Genomic DNA, 24,974 nt, shown 5'->3' on the forward strand with positions numbered 1-24,974 from the left:
CCGTGCATGGTTCCCCTCCGGCGGCCCCTACGCGGACTCCCGTTTCACCAGCTCCGTGGGAAGGATCACCGCCGCCGGATCCTCGCCCCCGATCTGCGCGAGCAGCACCCGCACCATCTCGTTGCTGATGCGGTCCCAGGGCTGCCGGATGGTCGTCAGCCCGGGACTGGAGGCCACGGCGGCCGGTGAATCGTCGAAGCCGCCGAGCGCCACCTCCTGCGGCACCCGCCGCCCGGCCCGTTGCAATGCGGTGAGCGCCCCCTGCGCCATGAGGTCGGAGGCCACGAACACCGCGTCGATGTCCGGGGCCTGTGCCAGCAGTCGCTCGGCGCCCGCCTGGCCGCTCGCCCTGCTGTAGTCACCGGAGACGACCAGCCGCTCGTCGAATTCCAGGCCCGCCTCCGCCAGCACCTCCTTGTAGCCGGCGAGGCGCTCGACACCGCCGGGCGTGTCCAGCGGCCCGGTCACCGTGCCCACCCTGCGCCGCCCGAGCGACAGCAGGTGGCGCACCATGTCGCGGGCCCCGTCGCGGTCGTCGGCGGCCACGTAACTGACCTTGGAGGCCAGCCCGACCGGCTTTCCGCACGCGACCAGCGGCACCCCCGCCTCGCGCAGTCGCTCCGCCACAGGGGCACCGGAGCGGCTGGAGACCAGCAGCACCCCGTCGACGTGCCCGGCGGTGATGTACCGCGTGATGCGCCGCCGTTCGTCCTCGGTGCCCGCCAGCATCAGCAGCAGCGGGATGTCGTGCGCCGCGAGCGCCTGGGTGCAGCCGCGCAGCAGGACATTGAAGTTGGGGTCCTCGAAGAACCGCTCCTGCGGCTCGGTGAGCAGGAAGCCGATCGAATCGGACCGCCCGGTGATCAGGGAGCGAGCGTGCCGGTTGACGACGTAACCCGTCTTGCGGATGGCCGCGTTGACCGCCTCCTGGGCGGCCGGGCTGACGTAATGGCCGCCGTTGAGGACGCGAGAGACGGTGCCGCGTGAGACTCCCGCCTCGCGCGCCACGTCGTGGATCGTGGGCGGCCTGCGCCTGCCTCCCGCAGCGTTCATGGTCATGACTTTACGGCTCCGGAGAGCAGGTCCGGACTGCGCTTCGTCGAGGTCCTGGTTCCGGCACCGCCGAGCCCACGGGGCCCGTCCTCCGGGCCGCTCTCCCCTCCCTTCAGCGACCCATCCGAACTCCGCCCTGCGAGACGGGCGTTCGGTATCGGTCAACGATGCCGAGTGCCGGACAGGGCGGCATCGGCTGCGAGACAGTGGGGAAGGCTCGGTGGAAGGGCGAAGCCGCGAGGCAGGGGCACGACATGCTGAGGACTCCCACGGACGAGACGCGGCTGCGCATCCTGGCCTGGCTGAAGGAACCCGGCCCCGCGGCGGACGGTGTCACCGCGGACGCCGTCGCCGAGCGGTTCTCGATACCGCGCCCGGTCGCCGTCACCCATCTCCGGCTGCTGGAGGCCACTGGCATGCTGCGCACCAGCAGGTCCGCCGGCCGTGTGCGCTACCACCGCGACGACATGCGGATCGCCGAGGTCGCCCGGATGTTTGAGAAGGGCTGGTAGGCGACCCGGTACCGCGGCATCGCCCCCGATGATGAAGGACACGCGCCCAATGGACCGTCCTGCAGCACTCGTCCCCCGCCACTACATCGCAGTGGGCCCCGGCCCCGAGGACGTGGTCGCCGACCCGCGCGGCCGCGTCCTCACCGGCGTCGCGGACGGCCGCATCCTGCGGCTCGACGCCCTCGCCGACCCGGTCGCGGCCCGCGTCGAGGTGCTCGCCGAGACCGGTGGCCGGCCGCTCGGGCTCGAACTCCTCCCCGACGGCGACCTGTTGGTGTGCGACGCCGAACGCGGACTGCTGCGCGTCGGCACCGGCGACGGCACGGTCCGGACCCTCGCCGACTCGGTGGCGGGCGAGCCGCTGCGGTTCTGCAGCAACGTCGTGTCCCTCTCCGACGGGAGCGTCTACTTCACCGTCTCCAGCCGCCGGTACCCCCTGGAGCACTGGATCGGCGACATCGTCGAACACACCGGGACGGGACGGCTGCTGCGGCTCGCCCCCGGCGCCGGCGCACCCGAGGTGGTGCTGGACGGCCTGCAGTTCGCCAACGGGCTCGCCGCCGGGGCGGACGAGTCCTTCCTCGTCGTCGCCGAGACCGGCGCCCGCCGGCTCCTGCGCCACTGGCTCACCGGGCCGCGGGCCGGGCGGAGCGAACCGTTCGCCGAGAACCTCCCGGGCATGCCCGACAACCTCTGGCGCGGCGCGCCCGACGGACCGATCTGGGTCGCGCTCGCCGGGCCCCGCGTCCCGCCCCTCGACCTGCTCCACCGCAGCGCGCCCGGTCTCCGGGCCGCCGCCGCGCGCATCGCCGTACGCGCCCCGTTCCGCCCCACCGGCACGATCGCCCTCCAGGCGTTCGACGACGAGGGCCGCGTCGTCCATCACCTCACCCGCCGCCACTCCGGCTACCGCATGCCCACCAGCGTCTGCGAAGCGGGCGGGCATCTGGTCCTCGGCAGCATCTGGGAACGGGGCGTGGCGGTCTGCGAGCCGCCCGCCGCGAAGTGACCCGCACCGTCGGCCTCGGGAAGCCGCCCGCGGCCCGCGGCGAAGTGACCCGCACCGTCTGTCCCGGGGAGGTGCCCGCGGCCGCCCCGATGTGACCGGCACCCGTCTGTCCCGGGGAGGTGCCCGCGGCCGCCCCGATGTGACCGGCACCCGTCTGTCCCGGGGAGGTGCCTGCGGCCCGCCCCGATGTGACCGGCACCCGTCTGTCCCGGGGAGGTGCCTGCGGCCCGCCCCGATGTGACCGGCACCCGTCTGTCCCGAGGGGGTGCCTGCGGCCCGCCCCGATGTGACCGGCACCCGTCTGTCCCGAGGGGGTGCCCGCGGCCCGCCCCGACGTGACCGGCGCGTCTGCCCCCGGGTGGTCCCCGCGGCCCGTCCCGAAAAACCTGCCCCGCCCGCCTCGGAGTGCCCCCACCCCGCCCCGGGGTTAATCTGAACTCCGGCCGCGGCCCTGTCGCGGCGCGGCGGTGGGGCCCGCCGTACCCGAACCGCGGCAAGGACGCCGCCAACGGTCCCTACTTGCGACGGCACGCGCCCGCACAACCCGGGCTCCCGGCGAGTAGGAGACACATCCCCATGACATCCCCCGAGAGCCTCCGCGTACGGGCCTCCACCCCGCGTCACCCCTCCTGGCGCGCCCAGGCGCCCGTCGTCGCGGTCGTGGCACTCGGCGGGGGAGCGGGGGCGACCGCCCGCTACGCCGCCTCCCTCTGGTGGCCCACGCCCGCGGGCGGCTTCCCCTGGACGACCCTCGGGGTCAACATCGCCGGCTGCGCCGTGATCGGCGTGTTCATGGTGATCATCACCGAGGTCCGCACCGCCCACCCCCTCGTCCGCCCCTTCTTCGGCACCGGCGTCCTCGGGGGCTTCACCACCTTCTCGACGTACGCCGTCGACATCCGACGGCTCCTCGACGCCGGTCAGGCCGGGCCCGGACTGGCCTACCTCGTCGCGACCCCGCTCGCGGCCCTCGCGGCGGTGTGGCTCGCGGCCGGGGCGACCCGCCGCGTCCTGAAAGGGAGGCAACGATGACGAGGCTGACCGGCAGGGCCCTGCGTCTGACCGTCTTCGTCGGCGAGCGCGACACCTGGCATCACAAGCCCCTCTACTCGGAGATCGTCCACCGGGCCCACGCGGCGGGCCTCGCGGGCGCCAGCGTCTTCCGCGGCATCGAGGGCTTCGGCGCCTCCTCCCTGATCCACACCTCGCGGCTGCTCTCCTTGAGCGAGGACCTGCCGGTCGCCGTGGTGATCGTCGACACCGAGCCGCGCGTGCGGGCCTTCCTCCCGCAACTCGACGACATCGTCACCGAGGGACTCGTGACCCTCGACGACTGCGAGGTGATCCGGTACGCCGGACGCGGGGAAGGTCCCGGCGCAGCGGACGAGAAGGGTAAGAACTCGTTGTGAACTGGCTGCTGGTCGTCTGCGGCGCGATGGTGGGCGCCCCGCTGCGCTACCTCACCGACCGGGCGGTCCAGGCGCGCCACGACTCGGTCTTCCCCTGGGGCACCTTCACGGTCAACGTCACCGGCTCCCTGATCCTCGGCCTGCTCACCGGAGCCGCCACCCACCTCCAGCTGCTGCTCGGGACCGGCCTGTGCGGGGCCCTGACGACCTACTCGACGTTCTCCTACGAGACGCTGCGGCTGGCGGAGACCGGTGCACGTCTCCAGGCCGCCCTCAACGTCGGAGTCACCGTGGCGGCCGGCCTTGCCGCGGCCTTCGCGGGGGCGGCACTGGCGCGTATGTGAGGCGCGTCCATGAGCTCCGTTCTCGTCCGGGTGTAGTAAGACGGTCCCCTCCGCGCCCGCCCCCGAGCAGAACTGGATCCCATGAGCGTCATCAGCGTCGGTCAGGCCGTCGTCCTCGGAGCCGTCGAGGGGGTGACCGAGTTCCTGCCCGTCTCCTCCACCGGCCATCTGAAGATCGTCGAGGGACTCATGGGCATCCCGGTCGACGACGACGCCGTGGTCGGGTTCTCGGCCGTCATCCAGGTCGGCGCGATCGCCGCGGTGCTCGTGTACTTCTTCAAGGACATCGTGCGGATCGTCTCGGCCTGGGGGAGGGGCCTGCGCGACCGCGAGGAGCGGTACCACCACGACTACAAGTTCGCCTGGTGGGTGATCTACGCGACGATCCCGATCGTCGCCGTCGGACTCGCCGCCAAGCCCCTCATCGAGGGCCCCCTGGCCTCGCTGTGGGTGGTCGCCGGCTCCCTGATCGTCGGCAGCGGTGTGATGTGGGCGGCGGACCAGATGGGCCGGCACAAGCGCGGGGAGGACGACACCTCCCTCAAGGACGCGATGCTGGTCGGCAGCTCCCAGATCCTCGCCCTGCTCTTCCCCGGCTTCTCCCGCTCCGGCGCCACCATGTCCACGGCGCTCATCCTCGACCTGGACCGCGTCGCCGCCACCCGCCTCTCCTTCTTCCTCGGCATCCCCGCCCTGACCGGCGCCGGCCTCTACGAGCTCAAGGACGCCCTGGGCACGGGGGTGGGCGCGGCCCCGCTCGCCGTGGGCACGGTTGTCTCGTTCGTCGTGGCCTACGCCTCCATCGCCTGGCTGCTGAAGTTCGTCGCCAAGCACTCGTTCAACGCGTTCGTGATCTACCGGATCGTGGTCGGCCTGCTGCTGTTCGGGCTGCTCGGAGCAGGTGTGCTGCACAGTTGAGTGTTCTGCCGGGAGGCGCCGTCGTTCGTCTGCGGCGCCATCGTGGCTTGTCACGCGGTTCCCCGCCCCCCTTTCGGGGCGGCCCTTGACAGGTTGGGCCGTCGGTCGGAGTATCTCTCCCGTGAACCTGTCAGACAGCCGGACAGCCGGACAGCCTGTGCGTCGCGTCAGTGCCATGGAAGCGGTGCTGGCGTACCTGCGCGGCGCCATCGAGCGGGGCGAGTACGCCATCGGCGACAAGCTCCCCTCCGAGGCGGAGCTGTGCCGCACCCTGGAGGTCTCCCGGCCCGTGCTGCGCGAGGCGCTGCGGGCGCTGCAGACCATGGGCCTGACCGTCTCCCGGACCGGCAAGGGCACCTTCGTGGTCGCCAGTACCGTCGAGGACCCCACCTTCGGCGACTACTCCGCGAGCGACCTGCTGGAGGTGCGCCGCCACGTCGAGATCCCGGTCGCCGGGTACGCGGCCCGGCGCCGCACCCCGGAGAACCTCGACCACCTGGCCCACCTCCTGGACCGGATGGAGCGGGAGACGGACACCACTGCGTGGGTCGCCATGGACACGCTGTTCCATCTCGCCGTCGCCGAGGCCGCCCAGAACCCGGTCTTCCGCCGGGTCATCGAGGAGATCCGGGACGCCCTGGCCCGCCAGTCCGCCTTCCTCAACGAGCTGGGCGGCCGCCGCGAGCAGTCCAACCGCGAGCACCGGGCGATCGTCGAGGCCCTGACCGACGGGTCCGAGACCGACGCGGTGGAGGCCATGGCCCACCATCTCGACCGCGTCGAGACCACCCTCACCGACATCGTGCGCTCCTCGCGCACGGACATCCCCACGGAAGGCGGAACCGAGGCGTGAGCGAGCAGTCCCTGCACGACGATGTGCAGAAACGTTCCATCCATGTCGATGCCGGAGACGCGGGCTACAGCAAGTCCCTGAAGTCCCGGCACGTCAACATGATCGCCATCGGCGGAGCCATCGGCACCGGCCTGTTCCTCGGCGCCGGCGGCCGCCTCGCCGACGCCGGCCCGTCGCTCTTCATCGCCTACGCGGTCTGCGGCCTCTTCGCCTTCCTCGTCGTGCGCGCCCTCGGCGAACTCGTGCTGTACCGGCCCTCCTCGGGCGCCTTCGTCTCCTACGCCCGGGAGTTCATGGGGGAGAAGGGCGCCTACACCGCGGGCTGGATGTACTTCCTCAACTGGGCGACCACCGGCATCGCCGACATCACCGCCGTCGCCACCTACACCCACTACTGGGGCATGTTCTCCGACATCCCGCAGTGGGTCATCGCGCTGATCGCGCTGGCCGTGGTACTCACCGTGAACCTGATCTCGGTGAAGATCTTCGGCGAGCTGGAGTTCTGGTTCGCGATCGTCAAGGTCGGCGCGCTCGTCGTCTTCATGTGCATCGGCATCTTCCTGCTGGTCACCCAGCACCCCGTAGACGGCCACACCCCAGGCCCGTCCCTCATCGGCGACAACGGCGGCGTCTTCCCGCAGGGCCTGCTGCCCATGCTGCTGATCATCCAGGGCGTCGTCTTCGCCTACGCCTCCGTCGAACTGGTCGGCGTCGCCGCCGGTGAGACCGAGAACCCCGAGAAGATCATGCCGAAGGCGATCAACTCGATCATGTGGCGCGTCGGCGTCTTCTACGTCGGCTCGGTCGTGCTGCTGTCGATGCTGCTGCCGTGGAACAAGTACACCGCAGGCGAGAGCCCCTTCGTGACGGTGCTGTCCAACATCGGCATCCCGGCGGCCGGCGGCGTGATGAACCTCGTCGTCCTCACCGCCGCCATGTCCTCCCTCAACTCCGGCCTGTACTCCACCGGCCGCATCCTGCGCTCCATGGCCATGTCCGGATCCGCGCCCAGGTTCACCTCCGTGATGAGCCGCAGCCAGGTCCCCTACGGCGGCATCCTGCTCACCAGCGGCATCTGTGTGCTGGGCGTCGGTCTCAACTTCGTCGTGCCCGCCGAGGCGTTCGAGATCGTGCTGAACTTCGCCGCGATCGGCATCCTCGCCACCTGGGGCATGATCATGATCTGTCACCTCCTCTTCTGGCAGAAGACCCAGAGGGGCGAGCTGACCCGCCCGGGCTACCGGCTCCCGGGCTCCCCCTGGACCGAGATCGTGACGCTGGCGTTCCTCGCCTCCGTCCTGGTCCTCATGTACGCCGACGGCGGCGCGGGCCGCACCACCGTGCTGTGCCTTCCGCTGATCGTCGGGGCCCTGGTCGCCGGATGGTTCGCCATCCGCGGCCGAACCGCACGCAAACCCACCACCGGAGCCGACGCGTGAGCAACGCGTCGCTCCCCGAGAAGCAGGCAGTGATGTTCAGCAGTTCTCTCGCGGACGCACCCCTTGTCCGTGAACCCCTCCACGCCCCCGTCGCCCACCTCGTACGCGGCGGAATCGTCGAAGGCATCCACTACGGCTCCGTCGTCGTCCTCGACGCCGACGGAGAGGTCCGGCTCCAGATCGGAGACATCGAGGCCGCCTTCTACCCCCGCTCGGCGATCAAGCCCCTGCAGGCCGTGGCCATGGTCCGCGCCGGGCTGCCGCTCGACGGCGAACTGCTGTCGCTGACGGCCGCCAGCCACTCCGGCGAGGAACGCCACCTCGCCGGGACCCGGCGCATCCTCGAACTCGCCGGGCTCACCGAGGACCACCTGCGCAACGTCCCCGACCTGCCGTTCGACCCGGTCGTCCGGGACGCCTGGGTGCGGGAGGGGCGGCTGCCCTCACGGCTCGCCCAGAACTGCTCCGGCAAGCACGCGGCCATGCTCTACACCTGCGCCCTCAACGGCTGGCCCCTGGAGAACTACCTCGACCCCGGCCACCCGCTCCAGCAGGCCATCGCCGAGATCGTCGAGGACCTCACCGGGCAGCGCATCGCCGGGGTCACCGTCGACGGCTGCGGAGCGCCCCTGTTCTCCCTCTCCCTGCACGGCCTGGCCCGGGCCGCCGCCCGGATCACCACCGCCGCGCCGGGCACACCCGAGGCCCGGGTCGCCGACGCGATGCGCGAGCACGCCGAGATGGCCTCCGGCTCCGGCCGGGACGTCGCCGCGCTGATGCGGGCCGTACCGGGGCTGTTGTCCAAGGACGGCTTCGAGGGCGTCCAGGTCGCCGCTCTGGCCGATGGGCGGGCCGTCGCGGTGAAGATCGCGGACGGCGCTAACCGGGCGCGTGTGCCGGTGACCGCCGCCGCGCTGGCCCGGGCGGGAGTCGACCCGGAGCCGCTCACCGAATTCGCGGGTGAGCCGCTGCTCGGTGGTGGGCGGGAGGTCGGGCGTGTGCGGCCCGTTCGCTCGCTGCAGCCGGTCGCCGGTGCTGCTCGCGCCTGACAGCCTGCCGCGTTCTCCCGTCCGGCGGCTGCAGCGCCCATGGGGCTGATCGCGCAATTCCCCGCGCCCCTGAAGGGCGCGCACCCACCCTCACTTCCCGAAAGAGGACTCTCCCTCTCATGACCGCCGCCACCCGCTCCGAGCATGATCTGCTCGGTGACCGTGATGTTCCCGCCGAGGCGTACTGGGGTGTGCACACCCTGCGGGCCACGGAGAACTTCCCCATCACGGGCATGACCATCTCCGCCTACCCGCATCTGATCGACGCCCTCGCCGCGGTCAAGGAGGCCGCTGCCCTGGCCAACGAGGAACTCGGGCTGCTGGAGCCGAAGAAGGCCGCCGCCATCGTGGAGGCCTGCCGGGAGATCCGCGACGGCAAGCTGCACGACCAGTTCGTCGTGGACGTCGTCCAGGGCGGCGCCGGCACCTCCACCAACATGAACGCCAACGAGGTCGTCGCCAACCGGGCTTTGGAGCTGCTGGGCCACGCCAAGGGCGAGTACGGGTTCCTGCACCCCAACGAGGACGTCAACCTCGGCCAGTCGACCAACGACGTCTACCCGACCGCCGTCAAGATCGCGACGGTGTTCGCGGTGCGCGGTCTGCTCGCAGCCATGTCCGTCCTGCAGGACGCGTTCGCCCGCAAGGCCGTCGAGTTCCGCGACGTGCTCAAGATGGGCCGCACCCAGTTGCAGGACGCGGTGCCCATGACGCTGGGGCAGGAGTTCTCCGCGTTCGCCGTCATGCTGGACGAGGACCGGGCCCGGCTCGCCGAGGCCGTCCAGCTGATCCACGAGATCAACCTCGGCGCGACCGCGATCGGTACCGGCCTCAACGCCCCCGCCGGATACGCCGAAGCGGCCCGCCGTCACCTCGCCGGGATCACCGGGCTGCCCCTGGTGACGGCGGCCAACCTGGTCGAGGCGACCCAGGACTGCGGGGCGTTCGTGCAGATGTCCGGGGTGCTCAAGCGCATCGCGGTGAAGCTCTCGAAGAGCTGCAACGACCTGCGGCTGCTGTCCTCCGGGCCCCGCGCGGGTCTGGGTGAGATCAACCTGCCGCCGGTGCAGGCGGGTTCGTCGATCATGCCGGGCAAGGTCAACCCGGTCATACCCGAGGTCGTCAACCAGGTCGCCTTCGAGGTCATCGGCAACGACGTCACCATCACGATGGCCGCCGAGGCCGGACAGCTCCAGCTCAACGCCTTCGAGCCGATCATCCTGCACTCCCTGTCGGAGTCGATCACGCATCTACGTGCGGCGTGCCTGACCCTGGCGGAGCGGTGCGTGTCCGGGATCACCGCCAACACCGAGGCACTGCGGGCGAGCGTGGAGAACTCCATCGGCCTGGTCACCGCCCTCAACCCGCACATCGGCTACACGGCCGCCACCGACATCGCCAAGGAGGCCCTCGCCACCGGCCGGGGCGTGGCCGAACTCGTCCTGGAGAAAGGCCTGCTACCCGCCGAGACACTCGCCGGCCTGCTGCGCCCCGAGGTCCTCGCCGGCACCGGCCCGACCCCGGCCTGACCTGCCGGAGCGCACCGGGACCGGCAGAGGGAGAATGGTGATCATGACGTCGTCGACCTTCCAGCCGGTCCTGGAGCGCATCGCCGAGGAGATCGAGCGGACCCCGGGCCGCGGCCGGCCCGCCGACTACATCCCGGCACTCGCCGCCCGCGACCCGCGCAGCTTCGGCATGGCCGTCGCCGAGCAGGACGGCACCGCGTACGGGGTGGGGGACTGGCGGCAGCCGTTCTCCGCACAGTCCCTCACCAAGGTCTTCACCCTCGCCCTCGACCTGGCCCGCGAGGGCGACGCCCTGTGGGAGCACGTCGGCCGCGAGCCCTCCGGCAACCCTTTCAACTCCCTCGTCCAGTTGGAGTACGAGAACGGCATCCCGCGCAACCCGTTCATCAACGCGGGCGCCCTCGTCGTCACCGACCGGCTGCACACCCGCACCGGCGACGCGTCGGGCGAACTGCTGGCGTTCCTGCGGGCGGAGAGCGGCAACCCCGACCTCACCTTCGACCAGGAGGTCGCCGCGTCCGAGACCGCCCACGGCGACCGCAACGCCGCGCTCGGCCACTTCATGGCGTCCTACGGCAACATCGACAACCCCGTGCCGACCCTCCTGGAGCAGTACTTCCGGCAGTGCTCGATCGCCGCGTCATGCGCCGACCTGGCCCTCGCCACGGGCTTCCTCGCCCGCCACGGCATCCGCGCGGATGGCACCCGCCTGCTCACCCGCAGCCAGGCCAAGCAGATCAACGCCATCATGCTGACCTGCGGCACGTACGACGCGGCCGGCGACTTCGCCTACCGCGTGGGCCTGCCCGGCAAGAGCGGAGTGGGCGGCGGCATCATCGCGGTCGTGCCCGGCCGCTGCACCCTGTGCGTGTGGAGCCCGGGCCTGGACGAGCGGGGCAACTCGGTGACGGGCGTGGCCGCGCTCGACCGTTTCACCACCCTGACCGGTCTGTCGGTGTTCTGACCGCCGGGGCCGTCCGCCCGGGACCTCTCGGACGGCCCACTCGGATCGGGCTTCCGAAACAGACCCCGGCCGGGGCGGCCCGGCCGCCCCGGGTGGCGGTCGGAACCCGGAGACGGCCGAGCGGCCGGCGGCGGCGTCGTGATCTCGTCAGGGCCGACGCAGGCGCTTCAGCAAGGAGTGGGCCTCGTCCCTGGCCGCGGCCAGCGCCGCTTCGTCGAGTCCGCACAGCCTGACACACGACGAGGCGATGGCATCGGTGTCGGCCGCGTCCGGCTCGCGGGAACGCCGGATCTGGATGACGACCTCCACCAGCTGGATCAGCAGTTCGCCGATCCGCTCGGGCGGCAGGCCGCGTACGACGTCCTGAGTCGCCGCCAGAGTGCCGATCCTCCCGTAGCCCTCCTGCAGTCGTTCCCGGTCGGCGCGGAAGGCGTCGAACCGTCCGGCCGCCAGCACTTCCGGCAGAAGGTAGAGCGTGCCGATGTTGTAGGGGGTGCGGGACAGCGTGCGTACGTCCGTCGCGGCCACCGCGTACAGTGCCGCGGCCGCGCTCGCCCGCTCGGGCACCCAGCCGTGGATCCGCTCCACCATCTCAAGGCTCGGCCGGACCGAGGTGGCCAAGAGCTCGGCGAGGATCTCGTCCTTGGTGGCGAAGTGGTAGTACAGCGAGGCCTGTCTGATGCCGACCCGCTCGGCGATCATGCGCGTGCTGGTGGCGGCGATCCCGTGTTCGACGAAGAGCGCACCGGCGGCGTCGAGGATCTGGTCGCGGGCGGAGGTGTGGGGATCGGACGGCGGCGTGTGCCGGGGTCTGCCTTGGCGGGGCCGCGTCGTCTTCATGATCCCATCCTGCCACCTCGGTGGCGGGCGACCCGGCCCAGGCAGATCCCGGTGCGCCCGCCGGTTCCGACTCGGGTCAGGAAGCCGCCAGATAGGCGCGCCAGCCGCCGAAGCGGGTGATGTCGGGGGCGTCCTCGACGGCGTACGGCTCCACCAGGAAGCCGCTGATCTCGCGTCCGTCGGCCAGTTCGACGGTGCCGATGGTCATCGGCGCGGGAACGGCGGCGGTCAGCGCGCCGAACCCCGTGGCCGGCAGTCGCCAGATCTCGCCCTCGATGCCCGCGTGGCCTACGGCCCCCGGGCCGGCCTGTGCGTCCCGGAGGTCCTGGGCAACCCTGACCAGGCCCGGCTTGGGAGGCTCGGTCTCCAGGGCGTACAGCCGGTAGGTGGCGGCCGTGCGCGCCGGGCCGGTCAAGGTGCCGCCCGCCTGCACCAGTTGGGCGTTGAGCGGCTGTCCCGTGAGGTGAGCTCCGACCACGAACAGGTCGATGCCGGGATCGGCGAGCCGCGCGGCCAGGGCGGCCAGTGCGCGGTCGGAGAAGGCCGGGCCGGTGAACATCACGCCGAACGGCAGGCCGTCCACGAACCCGGCGGGGACGGCGAGTGAGGCGTAATCCAGGAGGTTGGCGAAGTTGGTGAACCGGCCCATGCGTGCGTTGGCGCCGACCGGGTCGGCCGCGACCTCGTCGAGGGTGGGGTGCCAGGTGGTGGTCGGGGTGAGGAGCGCCGCACAGCCGTCGAGGGCCGTACGCGCGGCGGCGCCGAGTGCGGCGAGCCGCGCGGTGTCGGCGGCCCAGTCGGCGGCGGTCTTCTCCCGGCCGGCCAGCACGATGGCCGCGACGGTGGGATCGAGGTCGGTACCGATGAGGTCGCGGTGCTTCTCCAGGTGTTCCCCCACGGCGGCGTAGCGCTCGGCCACGAACGCACCGCCGTACAGCAGTCGAGCGGCCGTCAGCAGCGGGGTGACGTCGACCTCGACGATCTCCACTCCGGTGCTCGCCAGGCGGGCGACGGCGGCGTAGAAGGCCTCGCGCCAGCCGTCGGCCATGCCCCGCAGGTGCGCATCGGCCGGGACGGCGACCTTGGGGCGCGCTGGCGGTGGCGGAAGCTGGGTGCCGGTTCGGGAGAGCGGGTCGGCCGGGTCGGGGCCCTCGACGATCTCCGCGGCTGTGCGGGCGAGCCGCAGGTCGCGGGCGAAGACGGTGACGCAGTCCAGGGTGTAGCAGGCGGGGACCACCCCGGTCACGGGCACCAGGCCCTTGGTGGGCTTGACCCCGACGATGCCGTTGAGGGCGGCGGGCACCCTTCCGGAGCCGGCGGTGTCGGTGCCCAGCGCGATGTCGGCGATGCCCAGCGCGACCGCGACGGCGGAGCCGGAGGACGAACCGCCGGAGATGCGGGCCGGGTCCCAGGCGTTGCGGACCGCGCCGTGGGGACTGCGGGTGCCGACCAGGCCGGTGGCGAACTGGTCCAGGTTCGTCTTCCCGAGCACCAGCGCGCCGGCCGCGCGCAAACGCGCCACCGCCGGCGCGTCGGCGTCCGGCCGGTAGGCGTAGGACGGCGCGCCGGCGGTCGTGGGCAGACCGGCCACGTCGATGTTGTCCTTGACCGCGACGACCAGGCCGGCCAGGGGCAGCGTCGGATCGATTCCGGCGGCCTCGGCGAGTACGTCGTGACGGGGCCTGAGACGGATCCAGATCTCGGGCCGGTCGGCGGACTCGACGCGGTCGTATGCCGCCTCGACGCGGGCGGCCGGTGTCATGGCGCTCATGGCCGCACCGCCGCGAGAATCTGCCCCGGGGCGACCTGTTCACCGGGCTTGACGTAAACCTCCAGGAGGGTTCCGGTGGCGGGAGCGCTCACCTGGGACTCCATTTTCATCGCCTCCAGCGAGAGGATCAGGTCGCCCTGGGCGACGGTGGTGCCCGGCTGCGCGACGGTGTGCCAGACGGTGGCGGTGAACGGCGCGGTGACCGGCACGGCGCCCTCAGGGACGGTGACGGCGGCGGCGGCCGGGGGTTCGGGATCGTCGTTCCGGTCGAACTCGCCGGCGTCCCGCCAGCGTTCCTTCTCGGCCTCGAAAGCGGCGCTCTGCCGCTGCCGGAACGCGGCGATCGAGTCGGCGTTCGCGGTCAGGAAGGAGTCGTACTCGGCGATCGAGAAGGTGCCCTCCTGCGTGTCGAAGGCGCCCCGGCCCGCGTCGGTCTCGGCGCGCAGTTCCAGGAGTTCCTCGGCGGTGACCGGATACCACTCGATGCGGTCGAAGAAGCGCAGGGCCCACGGGGAGTCCTGGAACAGGCCGCCTCTGCGGAAACGGTTCCAGATCTGCACGGTGCGCCCGACGAACTGGTAGCCGCCGGGGCCTTCCATGCCGTAGACGCACAGGTAGGCCCCTCCGATGCCGACGGAGTTCTCCGCGGTCCAGGTGCGGGCCGGGTTGTACTTGGTGGTCACCAGGCGGTGGCGCGGGTCGAGCGGCGTGGCGACGGGAGCGCCGAGGTAGACGTCCCCGAGGCCGAGCACCAGGTAGGAGGCGTCGAAGACGGTGCGATAGACGTCGTCGGCGGTCTCCAGCCCGTTGACCCGGCGGATGAACTCGATGTTCCACGGGCACCAGGGGGCGTCGTCGCGCACCCCGGCCATGTACCGCTCGATCGCGAGCCGGGTCGCCGGGTCGTCCCAGCTGAGCGGCAGCCGCACGGTGCGGGAGGGCACCACCAACTCGTTGGTGGGCGGAACCTCGTCCTCCAGCTCGCGCAGCAGCTCGGTGAGGTCCCGGGCCTTCAAGCGGTGGGCGTCGGTGTGGATCTGGAGTGACCGGATGCCCGGGGTGACGTCGACTATGCCGTCGGGGGCGTGCGCGGCCAGGGTCTCCTGGAGGGCGTGCACCCGCATCCGCAGACCGAGGTCGAGCGTCATGGGACCGTACTCGACGAGGACGTTGTCGTCGCCGTCGCGGCGATAGGTGACCCCGGGGCGGGTGTCGGTGGCCTCCGAACGGCCGAGTATGCCGTCATCGCCGTCCCCGCCCGTGCTGATCAGCGTGGGTGAGGCGCGCCGGGCGTCGAGAGCGGCCGCCTCGGCCTCCTTGACGGGTACGAACCGGACGGTGTCGCCGGGGCGGAGCTGGCCGAGCTTCCACAGTTCACCGCTGGCGACGACCGCGGGGCAGACGAATCCGCCGAGGGACGGCCCGTCGGGGCCCAGGATGATCGGCGTGTCGCCGGTGAAGTCGAGAGCTCCCACGGCGTACGGCGTGTCGTGGATGTTGGAAGGGTGCAGTCCGGCCTCGCCGCCGTCCTGGCGGGCCCACCGCGGTTTCGGGCCGATCAGGCGGATGCCGGTGCGGGCCGAGTTGTGGTGCACCTTGTAGTCGGTGGCGTAGAGGGTGTCGATGTCCTCGCGGGTGAAGAACTCCGGTGCCGCGTGCGGCCCCTCGGTGACGCCGATCTGCCAGGACGCGGTGATCGCGGGGCGGCGCCCGGGCGGGGTCGGGCCGCCGGTGGCGGCGCAGGCGGCCGCGGGTCGCAGCACGTCTCCGGCGAGCAGCGCCCGGCCGCCGTGCCCGCCGAAGCCGCCGAGGGTGAACGTCGAGGCGCTGCCCAGGTATTCGGGTACGTCGATGCCGCCCCGGACGGCCAGATAGGCGCGCAGGCCGGGCCCCGGCGCGGTGCCGAGGACGAGCGTGGCGCCGGCCGGGACCGGTACCGGCTCCCACAGCGCCACCTGGGTGCCGGCGACGGTGACCGGGACGGGGGCTCCGGTGACGGCGACCACGGCGGCGGCGGAGAACCGCAGGGTCAGTCCGCCCGCGGTGACTTCGAGCGCGGGAGCGCCGGCCGGGTTGCCGACGGCCAGGTTGGCCTCGGTGAAGGAGACGGGGTCGAAGGGGCCGCTCGGCGGCACGCCCACGTGCCAGTGACCGAGCCGGCCGGGAAGGTCCTGGACGGTGGTCATCGGTCCGGCAACCAGGACGTCGATGCGCGGCTCGGGGTCGGCGGTGGTGGCGAGGGTGCTGGTGCTGTGCACGGCCTCGCGCACCTCGCCGCGCACGGTCAGCGAGCGCAGCAGGCCGAGGTTGGTGACGATGCCGTCGACCCGGCTCGCGCCGAGGGCCACGCCGAGTGCGTCGAACGCGGTGTCGCGGGTGGCGCCATGCGCGATGACCTTGGCGAGCATGGGGTCGTAGTACGGCGAGATCTCCAGGCCGGTCTCGGCGAAGCCGTCGACCCGGACGCCGGGCATGGCGTCGGCGCCCTGCCCGGGGAAGAGCGCCCGGGTGATCAGGCCCGAGGAGGGCAGGGAGTCCTTGCCGGGGTCCTCGGCGTAGACCCGGGCCTGGACGGCGTGTCCGGTGGGCGTCCAGTCCCGCTCGAACACCGCGTCGTCGGCCCGGCCATCGCGGGCCAGGGCGAGCATGAGCTCGACGAGGTCGACGCCGTACACCTCCTCGGTCACCGGGTGCTCGACCTGGAGCCGGGTGTTGACCTCCAGGAAGGCGGCCTCCTCACGCACGGGGTCGTAGACGAACTCCACGGTCCCCGCGCCGCGGTAGGCCACCGATGCGAGCAGCCGGCGCGAGCAGTCGTGCAGGAGCACGCGGACACGGTCGGGCAGGGCCGGGGCCGGGGCCTCCTCGATCACCTTCTGGTTGCGGCGCTGGAGCGAGCAGTCGCGGTCACCGATGACGGCGATCCGGCCGGTGCCGTCGCCGAAGACCTGTACCTCGACGTGGCGGGCCGGGCGCACCAGACGCTCCAGGAACACTCCGGCCGATCCGAAGTTGGACTCCGCGAGGGCGGCCACGCGGGCGAAGGCATCGCGCACCTCGTCGGCGGTGGCACAGGCCTGCATGCCGATGCCGCCGCCCCCGCCGGTGGCTTTGACCATCACCGGCAGCCCGATCGACTCGGCGGCGGTGACGGCCTCCTCGGTGCTCGCGAGCAGTTCCGTCCCGGCCAGCAGCGGCACGCCGGCCGCCTTGGCCAGGGCGCGGGCGGTGTGTTTCTCGCCGAACGCGGTGATCTGGTCGGCGGTCGGGCCCGCGAAACGCAGGCCCGCTTGCTCGACGGCGCGGGCGAAGGAGGCGTTCTCGGAGAGGAAGCCGTAGCCGGGGTGGATGATTCCGGCGCCGTGGCCGAGTGCCGCCTCGACGATCGCGTCGCCGCGCAGATACGAGTCGCGGGCCGGCGCCGGACCGAGGCGGACGGCGTGGTCGGCCTCCCGCACGTGCGGGGCGGCCCGGTCGGCGTCGGAGAAGACGGCGACGGTGGCCAGGCCCATCAGCCTGGCCGTACGGATGACACGGCGGGCGATCTCACCGCGGTTGGCGACGAGAACGGTGGTGGGGCCGGTCACGCGGCGCCCTCCCGGGTGCCGGAGCCCTGCGCGGACCGCGGGCCTGCGCTGCCGGGGCTCCGCGGATCCACGACGATCATCCGCAGCGGGGTCGGATTGAAGTCGTTGCAAGGGTTGTTCATCTGGGGGCAGTTGGACACCATCACCAAGACGTCCATGTCGGCGCGCACCGCCACCCGGCGCCCCGGCGCCGACATGCCGTCCACGATGCCCAGCGCGCCGTCCGGCTCGACGGGCACGTTCATGAACCAGTTCAGGTTGGAGACGAGGTCCCGCACCCCGAGCCCACGCCGGGAGGCCTCGGCGAGGAAGTTCTCCCGGCAGCCGTGATGGAACATCACATGGTGGCCGTAGCGCAGGGTGTTGGACTCCTTGCCGCACGCCCCGCCGATGGTGTCCTGCCGGTCGATCTCGTTGGCGACGACGGTCATCAGCGGACGGCCCTCGTTGCTGCGCAGGACGGTGCCGGTGCGCACATACGCGTTGCCCTGCCAGGTCAGGGTGTCGGGAACGCTGTAGCGCTCTTCGAGGTCGTCGGCGTTGTAGAGCAGGCAGTCGGCGGACTGGTTGCCGCCGACGTCGACGATCGTCAGGACGTGCCCCGCGCTCACCACCGCCGACCAGGGCGCGTTGGGTGCCACCTCCTCGTCCAGGACCACGGCTCCCTCGACCAGGCTCGCTGCCCGGTCCAGGCGGGAGCCCGCGGCGTACACGGCGCCGACCGGGACGGTGGAGGCGACGGTGCCGCCCGACGCGGTGGGGTACGTGTCCATGCGTTCGGTGAGGTTCTCGGTGTGTGTGGTCGCCATGTCACAGCCCCCGGGCTTCGCAGTAGTCGACGGTGTTGAGGTACGCCCGGTGCAGTTCGGGTGTGGCGGTGAACCGCGGGTCGTCCGGGCCGGTGGCGGTGCCGCGCCAGGCGTGCACGCGCAGGGGGCCGACGGCGTAGTCGGGGCGCGGATCCAGCGGATGGGCGACATTGGCGACCAGCACCAAGAGGGGCATTTCCACGACGAGTTCGACGTGGGTGCCCGGCCCCGCACCCCCCTGCCAGGTGAGGGCACCGTCCGGCTCGACGCGTACGCCCTGGAAGAAGGAGACGCCGGGCGGCAGATCGCGACGGCTCAAGCCGTGCTTGGCAGCCGCTTTGACGAAGAGCCCGCGGCCCGACGGGGACGGCCCCTCGGGACGGGCGTCACCGTACTTGCGTTCGTTCCAGCCATCGGTGGTGGTGCCGCAGAAGGCGTCGTGCCGGCCGGATGAGTCGCCGGCGATCACCGCCATGACCCGGCCGTCCCCCGACAGCAGCGGATGGTTCTCGCCCAGGTAGGCCTGCCAGGGGATCTTCTGGGTGTCGGCGACGTTGAGCCGTTCGACCCGTTCCAGGGCGTTGAAGAGCAGCAGGTGGGCGCAGGCGTCACCGGTGGGGTCGTCGAAGCGCAGCCGGCTGCCGCGGGCGAGGACCTTGTGGGTGTAGCCGCCCGGCGCCACGGTCTCCGCCCATACCAGGGCGGCCGGGTCGACGTCCGGTGGGCGGTGCGGGCTGCTCGACGCCGGAAGGTACGGCATCCATTCGCCTGTCTCCCCGCCCCGGGCACGGGCGTCGTCCCGGGCGCTGCGGACGCTGTCGGTCAGGTGCTGCTCGCGGATGTTCGTGGAGGGCTGGGTGGTGGTCCGCTGCCGGTGGGCGTTTCCGGTGGGGTGCTGGCCGCGCGGCTCGATGGCTGTCGGCTCTTCGGTCGCGGTCATGGGTGTGCCGTCGTCCCTTCGTCAGTGCGTCCCTCGACACGTCGGGGGTCTGTGCGGTGGCCGGTCGGGCCGTCGAGCCGTCAGACGGGCTCGGCGACGGCCTCGGCGGGCGGCTCGACGTGCGTGTGGGGTACGTGCCGCAGCTCGATCCGCATGTGCAGCCGTCGGGCGAGGAAGTAGCCGGCGCCGAGGGCGAGGCACGTCCCGATGAAGAGCAGCGCGCTCCACCGCAACCACCAGGTGCCGCCGGTGAGGTCGTAGATCGCCGCGCGGGGCCACAGCAGGTTGACCGTCATCCCGGCCTGGAACAGCACTGCGAGCGCGTTGACGACGGTGCCCCAGCGGCCCAGTGAGAACAGTGGCCTGCCCCTCTCGTCGACGCCGCCCGGGAGCCGGTCGGCGCCCCGGTGCCGGATCCGGACGATCAGCAGCGGCACTGTCACGCCCAGGTAGGCCAGGTAGAGCATGGCGATGCAGAGGCTGGACAGCGCGGTGAAGATCGCCGACTGACGCACGTTCACCAGGAGCGCGATCGCGGCGCCGACGCCCACCACGATCGAGGTGATGATCGGTGTTCCGGTGCGGGCCGAGACCTTTGCCAGGTGCCGGTGGAAGGGCAGGGCTCCCTCCCGTGCCATGGAGTAGACCATGCGTGCGCCGGAGGTCTGCACGGCGAGCGTGCAGGCGAACACCGCGACCGCTACGCAGCACAGCAACAGCCGTCCCAGCACGTCTCCGAGCCGGTCCGTGAGCACCCAGGAAAGGCCGCCGGCGGCGAGGTTGCCGTCGGTGAGGCTCCGTGCCGCGAGCAACCCCGCGAGGATCAGCAGCGCACCGCCGACCCCCGAGATGACCAGGGCCCGCAGGATGGTCCGGGGAGTGGTCCGGCGTGGGCTGTGCGTCTCCTCCGCCAACTCGCCCGCCGAGTCGAATCCGACCATGACGTACGCCGCCATGAGCGAGGACGCCAGGAAGGCGCCGATGTAGCCGCCTTCGCCCGCCCAGCCCGTGTGGTGCGCCACCACCTGCGGCCCCCGCTCGGGCAGGGAGAAGAGCAGCAGCACCAGCGCGATCACACCGACGATCTCGACGATGACGCCGACGCTGGTGGCAGCGGCCATCTGGCGGATGCCGAGGATGTTCACCACCGTGGTGATCACCAGCAGGAAGCAACCCAGCAGGACGGCGTTCTGGGCGCCCGTCGAGGAGGCGACCGAGGGATCGGCACCAGGTCCGCCGACGAGCTGGAAGCCGGTCCAGATGCCCGGCAGCACCGCCTGCGCGGCGATCGCGGCCGCGGCCACGGTGAGGATCTGCCCGATGATCATGATCCAGCCGGTGAACCAGCCGACCGTGGTGCCGGCCAGCCGGCTCGACCACTGGTAGATCGCGCCGGAGATGGGCCAGCGCGCCGCCAGTTCGGCGAAGCAGAGCGCGACCAGCAGTTGGCCCGCGAAGACCAGGGGCCAGGTCCAGAAAAACGCCGCCCCGCCGAGGCCGAACCCGAGGCCGAAGAGCTGGAAGACGGTGGTGAGGATCGAGACGAAGGAGAAGCCGGCGGCGAAGGACGCGAAGGTGCCCATGTCGCGGCGTAGTTCCTGGTGGTAGTCGGCGGGAGCGGGACCGGTTCTGACGCCGTCGGCGGGGGGTGGGGCAGGGGTGTCCGAGCGGTTCATCAGCGCACCTCCATCGGGAGATACCTATCGGCTGACAGGTATTGCGATGGTGGGACCGAGGGGTCTCACGGCCGAGTCACCGGCGTTAACGTCACGTAACCCGCGCCTCACACGGAGGAGTTGCCCACGCGGCTCGGTCGACCTGATGAGCCGTGCTGAGGACGCTTGAGCATTATCCAGGTGTGGGCTTGCCCGAGAAGATGCCGAAGTCACCGTCGTGACCACGACGAACGATCTCGTCGACTTCGCCGGGACCGGCCGTCTCGGTCCGCTTCGCTGCGGTATGGCGTCCGTGCCGGCGCGACTCGGAAGCCACGACGCGGCGCGCGGCCGCGAGCCGGCAGGACGGCCCCGAAGGGCGGGGGAGTACGAGCTGCACCCACCGACAGCGGGGAGCGGCCCCCGGTGCTGCCGCACGGCGTAGTCCCCCGGCGGGAACATCACCGGCCGGTCACCGCCGGGCCGCCCTGAGGAGAGCGGCGCGTCCCCTTGCGGCCATCCGCCGTTGCCACGCTGCCCGAGTGTTGGCCATGGCATTCCCCGCCGATCTCCGCCGCTGCCAGACGCTCGGTCTGGCCGGTACCGTCTGCCTCGCCCTGGGCGGTGAGACGGCCGGTGCCCTGCCCGTGGAGGACTTTCTCCACCCGGCGTCCGCTCGAGCCGCACTCGGCCTGGTCGGCGCGTACTTCGGCGTCGTCCTGCTGATCGCGGCCTGGGCGCTGCTGGGCCGGGTGGTGCGTGGGCCGAGACCACCCGCGCCGCGCGCACTGCTGCTCGTGCTCGCGACCTGGGCGGCCCCGCTGCTGCTCGCCCCGCCGCTGTTCAGCCGTGACGTCTACAGCTACCTCGCCCAGGGGGCGATGGTCGAGGCACACCTGGACGTCTACGCGCACGGGCCGTCCCGGCTCGGCGGTCCGCTCGCCGGCGAGGTCGCCCCGCTCTGGCGGCACACCGGCGCCCCGTACGGCCCGGTGTTCATGGCCGTCGCGGCGGCCCTGTCGGGTCTGACCCGCGGCGAACTGCCCGCCGGACTGCTCGGGATGCGGCTCGTCGCCCTCACCGGCGTGGCCCTGATGGCGGCCGCGCTGCCCCGCCTCGCCCGCCACCACGACGCCGACCCGTCCGCCGCGCTGTGGCTGGGCGCCCTCAACCCGCTCGTCCTGCTGCACCTGGTCGCGGGCGCCCACAACGACGCCGTCATGCTCGGTCTGCTCGGTGTCGGCCTGGTGGCCGCACGCGGCCGCCGACCGGTCCTCGGTGCCGTCCTCGTCACCCTCGCGGCCCTGGTCAAGGCACCCGCCGTGCTCGGTCTCGCCGCCGTCGTGCTCCTCCAGGTCCGCGCGGGCCGCGGTCCGTCGCGGGCCGTCGTGACGACGGCCGCCGCGGCCGCGGGGACCACCGTCGCCGCGACGGCCGTGGCCGGCACCGGATACGGCTGGGTCCGCGCCCTGAACACCCCCGCCTCCTCGCAGAACTGGGCCCTGACCACCCTCCTCGGCCGCGCCACCCGGACCCTGCTCACGCACCTCGGCAGCGATCTCGCGCCCCTCGCCGTCCCCGCCTGGCACGCGCTGGGCGTCGTGACCGCCATGGTCGCGATCGTGCTCCTCTGGTGGCGGCTGCGCCTGCGGCCGGTGTACGCGCTCGGCCTGTCCCTGGCGGCGGTGGCCGCGCTGGGCCCGGCGATCCGCCCCTGGTACGCCCTGTGGGGCCTGTTCGTCATCGCCGCCGCCGCGCCCAGCACCTCCGTACGCCACCGCACGGCGGCGGTGACCGGCGTGCTCGCGCTGTCCGTACTGCCCAGCGGCGGCCCGGCGGACTCGGGGCAACTCGTCCTGGCCGTCTGCGGCGGGGCGCTCGCCCTCGTCGTGCTGTGGCAGGCCCGCCAGGCCGAACTCGCCCCGGCACAGGGACGGGCGGCATGACCCCGCCCTTGCCTCGCACCGACCGGGGCAGGCTGGTGCTGGTGCTGGTCGTCGCCGCACTGGTGACGGTTTTCACCGCGACCGTGCCGCTGCTGCGCGACTGGTTCGACCTGCGTGTCTACCACGGCAGCATCGACAGTTGGGTCCACCACCACGGCCGGGTGTACGACTACCGGGTGCCCGGGACGCCGTACGGCTTCACCTACCCGCCGTTCGCGGCGGTCGCCATGCTGCCGATGGCCCTGCTCGACCTGCGCACCAGCGTCGTCGCCGCCCTGCTGCTCAACCTGGCCGCCCTCGCCTTGGTGCTGCGCCTGCTCGCCGGGCCGGACCGGTGGCGCCCCGGCTGGTTCGGCTGGGCCCTGATCGCCTGCCTGCTCGCCCTCTTCGAGCCACTGCGCGACACCTTCAGCTTCGGTCAGGTCAACCTGCTGCTGCTGGCACTCGTCCTCGCCGACGCGACGCTGCTCGCCACCGGACGCGGACGCCTGGCGGGTGTCGGCATCGGATTCGCGGCGGCGGTCAAACTGACGCCCGCGCTGTTCATCGGTCTGCTGCTGGTGGCCAGGCGGTGGCACGCGGCGGCCGTCGCGGCGGCCACCGCCCTCGGGGCCACGGCGCTCGCGGCCCTGGTGGACCCGGACGCCTCGCGCTTCTACTGGACCCGGGCACTGTGGGACACCGGCCGGGTGGGGCGCCTCGACTACGTCTCGAACCAGTCGGTGCAGGGCATCCTTGCCCGGCTCGGTGAGACGGACCGCACCGTGTGGGCGGTGGCGGTCCTGCCGGTCCTCGGCGTGTGGGTGCTGCGGACGCGCCGGGCGGTCGCCGTGGGGGACTGGACGGCGGCGTTCGCCCTGACGGGCCTCGCCGCCTGTCTCGTCAGTCCGGTCACGTGGGTGCACCATCTCGTGTGGCTGCTCCCCTCCTTCGCCGTGCTGGTCCGGGCGGGGCGCCCGCGGATCGCGGGCGCCCTGTACGCGGTGCTGTGCACCAGCGTGGTGTGGCTGTGGTTCGACGACGCCTCCGGCGTCGACGGCTTCCTGGGCGGCAACACCTACGCCTGGATCACCCTGGGGCTGCTGCTGTGGCTGCCGGTCGGTCAGCTCCGGCCCGGCCTGCGGACCGGGAGCCGCAGCACCAGCACCACGACCGCCGCGCCCGTACCGGCGGCACCCGCGATCAGCCCCGCCTCCGTCCAGGCGGAGCCGTGCTCCTGCGGTACGGCCGCCGCGACCGCGGGCGCCGTCGTCGTCGGCTGCGTGGACGTGGGCGGCGCGCCGAGCGAGCCCACCGCCTCGACCCTCCCGGCCGATCTGAAGCCCCAGTCGAGCAGCGAGCGGGCCTCCTCGTACACGGCGGACCCACCGCCGTCCTGAGGGTTCATCACCGTCACGACCAGGGTGCGTCCGTCCCGGCGCGCCGCCGCGACGAGGGTGCTGCCGGCCTTGCTGGTGTAGCCGTTCTTGATGCCGATCAGCCCGCGATACGGCTTCACGCCCCGGGCACCGCTCAGCAGCCGGTTGGTGTTGAGGATCGGGTACGACGACGTGCCGTCGCCGGGGAACGTGGCCTCGACGGTGGCGCAGTACCGGGCGAAGTCGGGGTTGCGCAGCCCCACCCGGCCGAACACGGCCAGGTCGTACGCCGACGACACCTGGCCGGGCGCGTCGTAGCCGTCGGGCGACACCACGTGGGTGTCGAGAGCGCCGAGGGAGCGGGCCTTGGCCTGCATCCGCTCGGCCGTGAGCCGCCAGCCGCCGTTGAGCTCGGCCAGGACGTGCACGGCGTCGTTGCCCGAGTTGAGGAAGACACCGCGCCACAGGTCGGCGATCCGGTACGAGCGGCCTTCGGTGACCCCGACCAGGCTGCTGCCGGCGCCGATGCCCCGCAGCTCCCGCTCGCTGACCGTGTGCCGGACGCCCGCCGGCAGCGCGGGCAGCACGGTGAGGGCGAACAGGGTCTTCAGGGTGCTGGCCGGGGGCAGCTTGCGGTGCGCGTTGTGGGCGGCGAGCACCTCGCCGGTACGGGCGTCGGCCACCAGCCAGGACAGCGCGGAGACCGCCGGGACACGAGACGCCCCGGCGCGCGGCCGGACCTGGGTGCCGGGACGGTACAGCAGCGAGGGGTGCGGGGCCGCGGCCCTCGGCCCGCCCGGTGGCGTGGTCTCCGGGCCGCCGGGGACGGCCGCCACCGCGGGCGTCAGCGCCAGGAGCCCCGCCACACAGAGCGCACCGGCCGACGCGGCCACCCGGGAAGAGAATCCGATGATCATACGATCAACGTAGGAACGGACCTGCTCCGCTCGGCGACGGCGGGGCCGCATTCCGCGCGCTAGCACCCGGAT

20 protein-coding genes and 1 pseudogene are annotated in these 24,974 nt (G+C 72.5%); 13 read left to right on the forward strand and 8 right to left on the reverse strand.

Annotated features, from left to right (window positions below; translation table 11 throughout):
* Positions 1 to 27: 27 nt before the first annotated feature.
* A complete protein-coding gene (locus ABTX60_RS28870; protein ID WP_352099939.1) occupies positions 28 to 1,059 on the reverse strand; it encodes a LacI family DNA-binding transcriptional regulator in 1,032 nt (343 codons plus the stop codon).
* A 248-nt stretch (positions 1,060 to 1,307) separates the two neighbouring features.
* On the opposite strand from ABTX60_RS28870, the gene ABTX60_RS28875 reads away from it, so the two are divergent.
* The 11 genes from ABTX60_RS28875 to ABTX60_RS28925 all read left to right on the forward strand — a co-directional run bounded on the left by ABTX60_RS28875 (position 1,308) and on the right by ABTX60_RS28925 (position 11,079).
* Positions 1,308 to 1,565, forward strand: a complete 258-nt coding sequence (locus ABTX60_RS28875) for an ArsR/SmtB family transcription factor (protein ID WP_104782202.1) — start codon at positions 1,308 to 1,310, stop codon at positions 1,563 to 1,565.
* 49 nt (positions 1,566 to 1,614) lie between these two features.
* Positions 1,615 to 2,574: an SMP-30/gluconolactonase/LRE family protein gene (locus tag ABTX60_RS28880; protein ID WP_352099940.1), complete on the forward strand. Its 960-nt coding sequence runs from the start codon at positions 1,615 to 1,617 to the stop codon at positions 2,572 to 2,574.
* 576 nt (positions 2,575 to 3,150) lie between these two features.
* The gene (crcB, locus tag ABTX60_RS28885) at positions 3,151 to 3,606 is read left to right on the forward strand and encodes a fluoride efflux transporter CrcB (protein WP_352099941.1); all 456 of its coding nucleotides are present in this window, start codon (positions 3,151 to 3,153) and stop codon (positions 3,604 to 3,606) included.
* Positions 3,603 to 3,983, forward strand: coding sequence for a DUF190 domain-containing protein (locus tag ABTX60_RS28890; RefSeq protein ID WP_352099942.1), 381 nt, complete (start codon positions 3,603 to 3,605; stop codon positions 3,981 to 3,983). Before crcB (ABTX60_RS28885) ends, ABTX60_RS28890 begins: the two co-directional genes overlap by 4 nt.
* Complete coding sequence (crcB, locus tag ABTX60_RS28895; RefSeq protein WP_352099943.1) at positions 3,980 to 4,327, forward strand: fluoride efflux transporter CrcB; 348 nt, start codon at positions 3,980 to 3,982, stop codon at positions 4,325 to 4,327. Before ABTX60_RS28890 ends, crcB (ABTX60_RS28895) begins: the two co-directional genes overlap by 4 nt.
* Before the next feature lie 81 nt (positions 4,328 to 4,408).
* Positions 4,409 to 5,245: an undecaprenyl-diphosphate phosphatase gene (locus ABTX60_RS28900; RefSeq protein ID WP_352099944.1), complete on the forward strand. Its 837-nt coding sequence runs from the start codon at positions 4,409 to 4,411 to the stop codon at positions 5,243 to 5,245.
* A gap of 175 nt (positions 5,246 to 5,420) precedes the next feature.
* Positions 5,421 to 6,098, forward strand: coding sequence for a FadR/GntR family transcriptional regulator (locus ABTX60_RS28905; RefSeq protein WP_352099945.1), 678 nt, complete (start codon positions 5,421 to 5,423; stop codon positions 6,096 to 6,098).
* Entirely contained in the window at positions 6,095 to 7,537 is a 1,443-nt protein-coding gene (locus ABTX60_RS28910) for an amino acid permease (protein WP_352099946.1), read from the forward strand. The genes ABTX60_RS28905 and ABTX60_RS28910 overlap by 4 nt, the downstream gene beginning before the upstream one ends.
* 32 nt (positions 7,538 to 7,569) lie before the next feature.
* Positions 7,570 to 8,586: an asparaginase gene (locus ABTX60_RS28915; protein WP_352100019.1), complete on the forward strand. Its 1,017-nt coding sequence runs from the start codon at positions 7,570 to 7,572 to the stop codon at positions 8,584 to 8,586.
* Between the two features lie 119 nt (positions 8,587 to 8,705).
* Positions 8,706 to 10,115, forward strand: coding sequence for an aspartate ammonia-lyase (aspA, locus tag ABTX60_RS28920; protein ID WP_352099947.1), 1,410 nt, complete (start codon positions 8,706 to 8,708; stop codon positions 10,113 to 10,115).
* A 34-nt stretch (positions 10,116 to 10,149) separates the two neighbouring features.
* Positions 10,150 to 11,079, forward strand: a complete 930-nt coding sequence (locus tag ABTX60_RS28925) for a glutaminase (RefSeq protein ID WP_352099948.1) — start codon at positions 10,150 to 10,152, stop codon at positions 11,077 to 11,079.
* A gap of 147 nt (positions 11,080 to 11,226) precedes the next feature.
* On the opposite strand, the gene ABTX60_RS28930 is transcribed toward ABTX60_RS28925, so the two are convergent.
* The 6 genes from ABTX60_RS28930 to ABTX60_RS28955 all read right to left on the reverse strand — a co-directional run bounded on the left by ABTX60_RS28930 (position 11,227) and on the right by ABTX60_RS28955 (position 20,702).
* Complete coding sequence (locus ABTX60_RS28930; RefSeq protein ID WP_352099949.1) at positions 11,227 to 11,919, reverse strand: TetR/AcrR family transcriptional regulator; 693 nt, start codon at positions 11,917 to 11,919, stop codon at positions 11,227 to 11,229.
* Positions 11,920 to 11,995: 76 nt separating this feature from the next.
* A complete protein-coding gene (locus ABTX60_RS28935) occupies positions 11,996 to 13,681 on the reverse strand; it encodes an allophanate hydrolase (protein WP_352100020.1) in 1,686 nt (561 codons plus the stop codon).
* A 5-nt stretch (positions 13,682 to 13,686) separates the two neighbouring features.
* The gene (gene uca / locus ABTX60_RS28940) at positions 13,687 to 17,277 is read right to left on the reverse strand and encodes an urea carboxylase (RefSeq protein WP_352099950.1); all 3,591 of its coding nucleotides are present in this window, start codon (positions 17,275 to 17,277) and stop codon (positions 13,687 to 13,689) included.
* Entirely contained in the window at positions 17,274 to 18,086 is an 813-nt protein-coding gene (locus ABTX60_RS28945) for an urea amidolyase associated protein UAAP2 (protein WP_352099951.1), read from the reverse strand. The genes uca and ABTX60_RS28945 overlap by 4 nt, the downstream gene beginning before the upstream one ends.
* A gap of 1 nt (position 18,087) precedes the next feature.
* Positions 18,088 to 19,026: an urea amidolyase associated protein UAAP1 gene (locus tag ABTX60_RS28950; protein WP_352099952.1), complete on the reverse strand. Its 939-nt coding sequence runs from the start codon at positions 19,024 to 19,026 to the stop codon at positions 18,088 to 18,090.
* Positions 19,027 to 19,106: 80 nt separating this feature from the next.
* On the reverse strand, positions 19,107 to 20,702 hold the full coding sequence (locus tag ABTX60_RS28955) for an amino acid permease (protein ID WP_352099953.1): 1,596 nt from the start codon (positions 20,700 to 20,702) through the stop codon (positions 19,107 to 19,109).
* A 530-nt stretch (positions 20,703 to 21,232) separates the two neighbouring features.
* Here ABTX60_RS28955 and mptB point away from each other — a divergent pair.
* Entirely contained in the window at positions 21,233 to 22,627 is a 1,395-nt protein-coding gene (gene mptB, locus ABTX60_RS28960; protein ID WP_352099954.1) for a polyprenol phosphomannose-dependent alpha 1,6 mannosyltransferase MptB, read from the forward strand.
* On the forward strand, positions 22,624 to 24,006 hold the full coding sequence (locus tag ABTX60_RS28965; protein WP_352099955.1) for a glycosyltransferase 87 family protein: 1,383 nt from the start codon (positions 22,624 to 22,626) through the stop codon (positions 24,004 to 24,006). Before mptB ends, ABTX60_RS28965 begins: the two co-directional genes overlap by 4 nt.
* Before the next feature lie 59 nt (positions 24,007 to 24,065).
* On the opposite strand, the pseudogene ABTX60_RS28970 reads toward ABTX60_RS28965, so the two are convergent.
* Positions 24,066 to 24,953 (reverse strand): annotated as a pseudogene (locus ABTX60_RS28970) (D-alanyl-D-alanine carboxypeptidase family protein); the annotation flags it as partial.
* Positions 24,954 to 24,974 lie beyond the last annotated feature (21 nt).

Source organism: Streptomyces sp. NPDC126510 (assembly GCF_040302345.1).
GTDB lineage: Bacteria > Actinomycetota > Actinomycetes > Streptomycetales > Streptomycetaceae > Streptomyces.